The 6,971-nt window shown below is 73.3% G+C and carries 1 protein-coding gene; it reads right to left on the bottom strand.

All coding sequences use genetic code 11. The annotated features are described in order from the left end of the window. Positions 1-54: 54 nt before the first annotated feature. Positions 55-6,971 (bottom strand): type I polyketide synthase (locus tag ACZ4N5_RS41290; protein WP_467762113.1); only part of this gene is annotated, 6,917 nt, incomplete at its 5' end.

Raw genomic sequence — 6,971 nt, 5'->3', positions numbered from 1 at the left:
ACCCATACGTCTCGTCACAAGCCCTTGCACCTGCTACTGGCTGCTGTCGCGGTGTTAAATGCCGAGCTCTTTCTCGATGAAGTCGAAGAGCTCGTCGGGCGTGGCCTCCTGGAGTTTCTCGGTGACGGCCTCGCCACGGGTTTCGCTGTGCGGTTCACCCCATTTCGCCAGCAGGGCCTGCAGTCGCAGCGCGATGTCGTTGCGTGTGCCGGTGTCCGGGTCGAGCACGGAGAGCGCGGATTCGAGCTTCTCGAGTTCCGCGATGCCGGGGGCTGCCCCGGTGCCGCCGTCCTGCGTGATCTCGGCGCGCAGGAACGCGGCCAGGATTTCGGGGGTCGGGTGGTCGAAGACCAGGGTCGCCGGGAGTTTGAGTCCGGTGGCCGCGTTGAGCCGGTTGCGCAGCTCCAGCGCGATCAGCGAGTCGAAGCCCAGTTCCTTGAAGGCGCGCCCAGCACCCACCTCGTCGGTGGTGGTGTGGCCCAGCGCGGTGGCCGCGTGCGAGCGCACCAACTCGACGACGGTGAGCGTCTGTTCGGCCGGGCTCATCACCGCGAGCCGCTGCCGCAGCAGTTCGGTCGGCGACTGCTCGCCGCCCGCCGCACCCGTGGCCGGGGCCGTCTCGGCGAGCCGGCGCACCTCGGGCAGGTCGGAGATGAACGGGCTGGGCCGTACGGCGGTGTAGCCGGGGGCGAATCGCTCCCACTGGATGTCGGCGACCGCCACGGTCACCTCCGCGTGGTCCAGGGCCTGCTGCAGGGCGCGGATCGCGGCGGCGGGCGGCATCGCGGGCACCCCGCCCCGGTCCAGCCGCTCCCCGATAGCGCCGCCCGCGGCGAGCCCGGTGTCGCCCCAGCGGCCCCAGGCCACGGAGGTCGCGGCCAGCCCCTGGGCGTGCCGGTGTTCGGCGAGCGCGTCCAAACAGGCGTTGGCGGCGGCGTAGTTGCCCTGTCCGGCGTCGCCGAGGGTGCCGGCAACACCGGAGAAGAGCACGAACGCCGACAGGTCCAGCTCACGGGTCAGCTCGTGCAGGTGGACGGCGGCGTCCACCTTGGGGGCGAGCACGGTCGCGAACCGCTCCGGGGTCAGCGCGTCGATCACGCCGTCGTCCAGCACACCGGCGGTGTGCACCACGGCGGTCAGCGGGTGCTCGGTGGGGACCGAGTCCAGCAGCGCCGCCAGTGCCTCGCGGTCGGCCACGTCGCAGGCCGCGACCGTGACCTTGGTGCCCAACGCCTGGATCTCGTCGCGCAGTTCGACGGCGTCCGGCGCGTCGATACCGCGCCGGCTCGTGAGCACCAGGTGCTCCGCGCCGTTCTGCGCCAGCCAGCGGGCCATGTGTGCGCCGAGCGCGCCCGTTCCGCCGGTGACGAGCGTGGTGCCCCGCGGCTTCCAGCGGCGCACCACCGGCGTCTCGGCGAGCCGCGCGCGGTCCAGCCTGCGTACGTACGCGGCGTTGGAGCGCAGCGCCACCTGGTCCTCGACGCCGTCGCCGGCCAGGATGCCCGCGAGGCGGGCGAGGGCACGCTCGTCGGCCTGCTGCGGCAGGTCGATCAGACCGCCCCAGCTGTCCGGGTACTCCAGCGCGACCGTGCGTCCGAAGCCCCACACCAGCGCCCCGGTCGGGTCGGCGAGCGCCTCGCCGGACGCGGGGGCGACGGCGCCCCGGGTGACGCACCACAGCGGCGCGTCCACCCCGGCGTCGCCGAGCGCCTGCACCAGCGTGGCGGTGGCGAGCAGCCCCGCCTTCCCGGCGCCGTCACCCGCGAGCAGGGACAGCACCCCGGCGGGCGCGGCCCCGTCCACCGACGCCGTGAGCAGGTCCGTCAGCGCCGCGCGCCCGGCTCCGGCCGGCACGTCGAACGTACGGACGTCGGCGCCGTGCTTGGTCAGCACGTCGGTGATCGCGGTGGCGTCTGCACCTTCGGGATGGGCGACGAGCCAGGTCCCGGACAGGCGTGCGGTGGCCGCGTCGGCGATCCGCTTCCAGGTGACCCGGTAGCGCCAGCCGTCCACCGTGGACTGCTCACGGCTCTGCCGACGCCAGGACGACAGGGACGGCAGGACGGAGGTCAGCGAGTCGTTGTCGGCCAGGTCCAGCTCGGCGGCCAGCGCCTCAAGGTCCTCGCGCTCCACCGCGTCCCAGAACCGTGCGTCCACCGCGCTCTCGGCCACCAGCGGAGCCTCGACGGGCGCGGCCTCGGGCCAGAACCGCTGTGACTGGAAGGCGTACGTCGGCAGCTCCGCCCGACGTGCCCCTGTACCGGCGAACACGGCGTCCCAGTCGACCGAGGCCCCGCGTACGTACGCCTCGCCCACCGACTGCCAAAAACGCTCCAGCCCACCCTCGTCGCGGCGCAGCGAACCGACGACAGCCACTTCCCGGCCGACGTCCTCGGCCGTCTCCTGCACACCCACACTCAGCACCGGATGCGGACTCGACTCCACGAAGACACCGAAGCCCTGCTCCAGCAGCGTGCGAGTCGCCGTCTCCAGCTCCACCGTCCGACGCAGATTGGTGAACCAGTAGCCCGCGTCCAGCTCCGGACCACTCACCCACTCATTGGTCACCGTGGACAGGAACGGAATGCGCGCCTCCAACGGACGCACCGGGGCAAGGAGTTCAGCAAGCTCCTCGCGAAGCAGCTCCACCTGGGCGGAATGGGAGGCGTAGTCCACGGCAATCCGCTTCGCGCGCACCCCGTCCTTCTCGCAGGCCGCCAGGAACTCGTCCAGCGCCTGCACCTCGCCCGAAATCACCACCGAGGAAGGCCCGTTGACGGCCGCGACCGAGATCCGGTCCTCGCCCCACGGCGCAATCCGCTCCCGCACCCGGTCGGCCGGCAGCGGCACGGACACCATCCCGCCCAGACCCGCGAGTACCTCACCGATCGCCTGACTGCGCAACGCGACGACACGAGCCGCGTCCTCCAGGGACAAGATCCCCGCCACACACGCGGCGGCGATCTCACCCTGCGAATGACCCATCACCGCGTCCGGCACCACGCCGGCCGAACGCCAGACCTCGGCAAGCGAGACCATCACCGCGAACAGCGCCGGCTGCACGACGTCCACCCGGTCGAGGGAAGGCGCGCCCTCGGCGCCGCGCAGTACGTCGCGCAGCGACCAGTCGGTGAAGGGTTCGAGCGCCTTCGCGCACTCGTCCACCCGGGTGGCAAACACGGGTGAAGCGTCCAACAACGCCTCGGCCATGCCTACCCATTGCGACCCCTGTCCGGGGAAGACGAAGACCGTCCTGCCCCCGATCGCGGACCCCTGGGTGAGCAGCGGCGAGGTCTCCCCCGCGGCCAGCGCGGTGAGCGCCGCGACGTAGTCCGAGCGCTCCCGGCCCACCAGCACGGCCCGGGTACCCAGGGCCGTACGGGCGGTGGCCAGGGAGTGGCCGATGTCGACGAGTCGCAGGTCAGAGCGGTCTTCCAGGTGATCGAGCAGGCGCCGGGCCTGGTCACGCAGGGCCGCCTCGGTTCGGGCGGTCAGCGGCCACGGCAGCACGGCGGCGCCGTCGTCGCCGGCGGCGTCCGGGGTGTTGCCGGTCAGTAGGGGTGCGGTCGGGGACACAGGGGTCCCCTGCTCCCCGGTCCCCTGCTCGACGGGGGCCTGCTCGATGACGGCATGCGCGTTGGTGCCGCTGAAGCCGAACGACGAGACGCCCGCGCGCCAGGGCCGTCCGGTCTCCGGCCAGGCCCGCCGCTCGGTCAGCAGGTCGATCTCGCCCATGGTCCAGTCGACGTGCGGGGTGGGCTCGTCGATGTGCAGGCTGCGCGGCAGCTGGCCGTGCTGCATCGCGAGGACCATCTTGATCACGCCGGCGACACCGGCGGCGGCCTGGGTATGGCCGATGTTCGACTTGATGGAGCCCAGCAGCAGCGGCTGCTCGGCGGGCCGGTCCTGGCCGTACGTGGCGAGCAGCGCCTGCGCCTCGATGGGGTCGCCCAGCTTGGTGCCGGTGCCGTGCGCCTCCACCACGTCCACATCGGCGGCGGAGAGGCGGGCGTTGGCGAGTGCCTGGCGGATGACACGCTGCTGGGACGGCCCGTTCGGGGCCGTCAGGCCGTTGGAGGCGCCGTCCTGGTTGATGGCCGAGCCCCGCACGATCGCCAGAACCGGGTGACCGTTGCGGCGGGCGTCGGACAGCCGCTCCACGAGCAGCATGCCCACGCCCTCGGCGGGGCTGAAGCCGTCGGCGTCCGAGGAGAACGCCTTGCAGCGCCCGTCCGTCGACAGCCCGCGCTGCCGACTGAACTCGATGAAGGTGCCCGGGGTGGACATGACCGTCACACCGCCGGCCAGCGCGATGGAGCACTCACCGTTGCGCAGCGCCTGCACCGCCAGGTGCAGCGCCACCAGCGACGACGAGCAGGCCGTGTCGACGGTGACCGCCGGGCCCTCCAGACCGAAGGTGTACGACAGCCGGCCGGAGACCACGCTGCCCGCGCTGCCGGTGGCGAGGTGCCCCTCCAGCCCGTCCGTGGCACCGCGCACCAGGTTGGAGTAGTCGGAGCCGTTGGTGCCCACGAACACCCCGGACGGGGTGCCGCGCAGCGTCTCCGGGTCGATTCCGGCCCGCTCGAACGCCTCCCAGGAGCTCTCCAGCAGTAGCCGCTGCTGCGGGTCCATCGCCAGCGCCTCGCGCGGCGAGATCCCGAAGAAACCGGCGTCGAAGTCGGCCGCGCCGGACAGGAAGCCGCCCTCACGGGTGTACGAGGTGCCCTGGGCGTCGGGGTCGGGATCGTACAGCGCCTCCACGTCCCAGCCACGGTCCAGCGGGAACTCCGAGAGCGCGTCGCCGTCGGAGGACAGCAGCCGCCACAGGTCCTCGGGACTGCGCACCCCACCGGGGAAGCGGCAGCTCATCGCGACGATGGCGATCGGCTCGGCGTCGGCGACGCCCGCCGCGGCGACCGGGGCCGCGGCCGCCGCGCCCCGCCCCAGCACCTCGCCACGCAGGTGACGGGCGAGGACGGTGGGCGTGGGGTGGTCGAAGACCAGGGTGGGCGGGAGCTTCAGCCCGGTGACCGCGTTCAGCCGGTTGCGCAGTTCCACCGAGGTCAGGGAGTCGAAGCCGAGCTCCTTGAAGGCCCGGCCGGGCTCGACGGCGTCGGGGCCGGCGTAGCCGAGGACGGCGGCGACCGCGGTGCGGATCAGGTCGAGCAGCAGCCGCTCCTGCTCGGTCTCGGACATGCCGGTCAACTGCCGTACGAGCTCTGCGGCACCGTCGGTGTCCTGCGTCCCTTCGGCGCGGGTGCTCTCCATGGCCTCGCGCGCCTCGGGCAGGTCGTGCAGGAGCGGCCGGGTGCGGCCGGACGTGAAGGCCAGGACGAAGCGCTTCCACTCCATGTCGGCGACGGTCAGCGTCGTCTCGTCCCGGTCCAGCGCGTGTTGGAGAGCGCTCACGGCCCGCTCCGACGACATCTCGAGCACGCCGTGCCGGCGCATGCGGTCGCCGACCGCGCCCTCGGCCATGCCGCCGTCGCCCCAGGGGCCCCAGGCGATGGCGGTGGCGGGCAGCCCGGCCGCGCGCCGGTGCTCGGCGAAGGCGTCCAGGAAGGCGTTGCCGGGCGCGTAGTTGCCCTGTCCCGGAGCGCCGAACGTGGCGGCGAAGGAGGAGAAGAGCACGAACGCCGACAGGTCCAGCTCACGGGTCAGCTCGTGCAGGTGCAGCGTGGCGTCGGCCTTGACCCGGAAGACCCGCTCGACCTGCTCCGGCGTGAGCGCCTCGACCACGCCGTCGTCCAGGACGGCGGCGGTGTGCACCACGGCGGTCAGCGGGTGCTCGGCGGGGATCCCCGCGATGAGCGCGGCCAGCGCCTCGCGGTCGGAGACGTCGCAGGCCGCGACCGTGACCTTGGTGCCCAACGCCTGGATCTCGTCCCGCAGTTCAGCGGCGCCCGGCGCGTCGATGCCGCGCCGGCTGGTCAGCACCAGGTGCTCGGCGCCGTTGCCGGCGAGCCAGCGGGCGACATGCGCGCCCAGGGCTCCCGTACCGCCGGTGACGAGCGTGGTGCCCTGCGGCTTCCAGTCTCGTACGGCCGGAACGTCGGCCAGGCGCGCCCGCACCAGCCGCCGCACGTACTGGCCGGAGGCGCGCAGCGCCACCTGGTCCTCGGCGCCGTCGCCCGCGAGGACACCGACGAGCCGGGACAGGACGCGCGCGTCTACCTCCTGGGGCAGGTCGATCAGACCGCCCCAGCGCTCGCCGTGCTCCAGCGCGGTGACCCGGCCCAGGCCCCACACGGGCGCCTGCGCGGCGTCAGCGATCGGCTCGGCGCGCCCGGTGGAGACAGCACCCCGGGTGACGCACCACAGCGGCGCCGGCACCTCGGCGTCACCGAGCGCCTGGACGAGGGTGAGGGTGGCGATCACGCCGGCGTGCGCGGCGTCGCTCAAGGCGTCGCCCCCGGCCGGGGTCACCAGAGAAAGCACACCGGCGAGTTCGGGCCCGTCGGCGAGCACCTCGCGGATGCGGGCGGCGAGCTCGTCGCGGCTCTCGCCGACGACCGCGACTGTACGGACCTCGGCGCCGTGCTCCGTGAGCGCGCCGGTGATCGCGGTGGCGTCGGCTCCCTCGGGTGCGGCGACGAGCCAGGTGCCGGACAGGCGTGCGGCGGCCGGGTCGGCGATCCGCTTCCAGGTGACCCGGTAGCGCCAGCCGTCCATGGTGGACTGCTCACGGCTCCTCCGACGCCACGAGGAGAGCGCCGGGAGCAGCGAGGGCAGCGTCTCGTCCCCGTGGATGTCGAGCTCGGCCGTCAGCGCCGCGACGTCCATCCGCTCGACGGCCTCCCAGAACCGGGCGTCCACCGGGTCTGCGGTCACGGTCTCCTCGACCGTCCCGCTCTCCAGCCAGTAGTGCTCCTGCTGGAAGGCGTAGGTGGGCAGATCGAGGTGGCGTGCGGCCGTCCCCGCGAACACGGCGCCCCAGTCGACCGAGGCCCCCCGTACGTACGCCTCGC

This window comes from Streptomyces sp. NPDC026500, from assembly GCF_055567635.1.
This window is presented reverse-complemented; position numbering and strand designations above follow the sequence as displayed.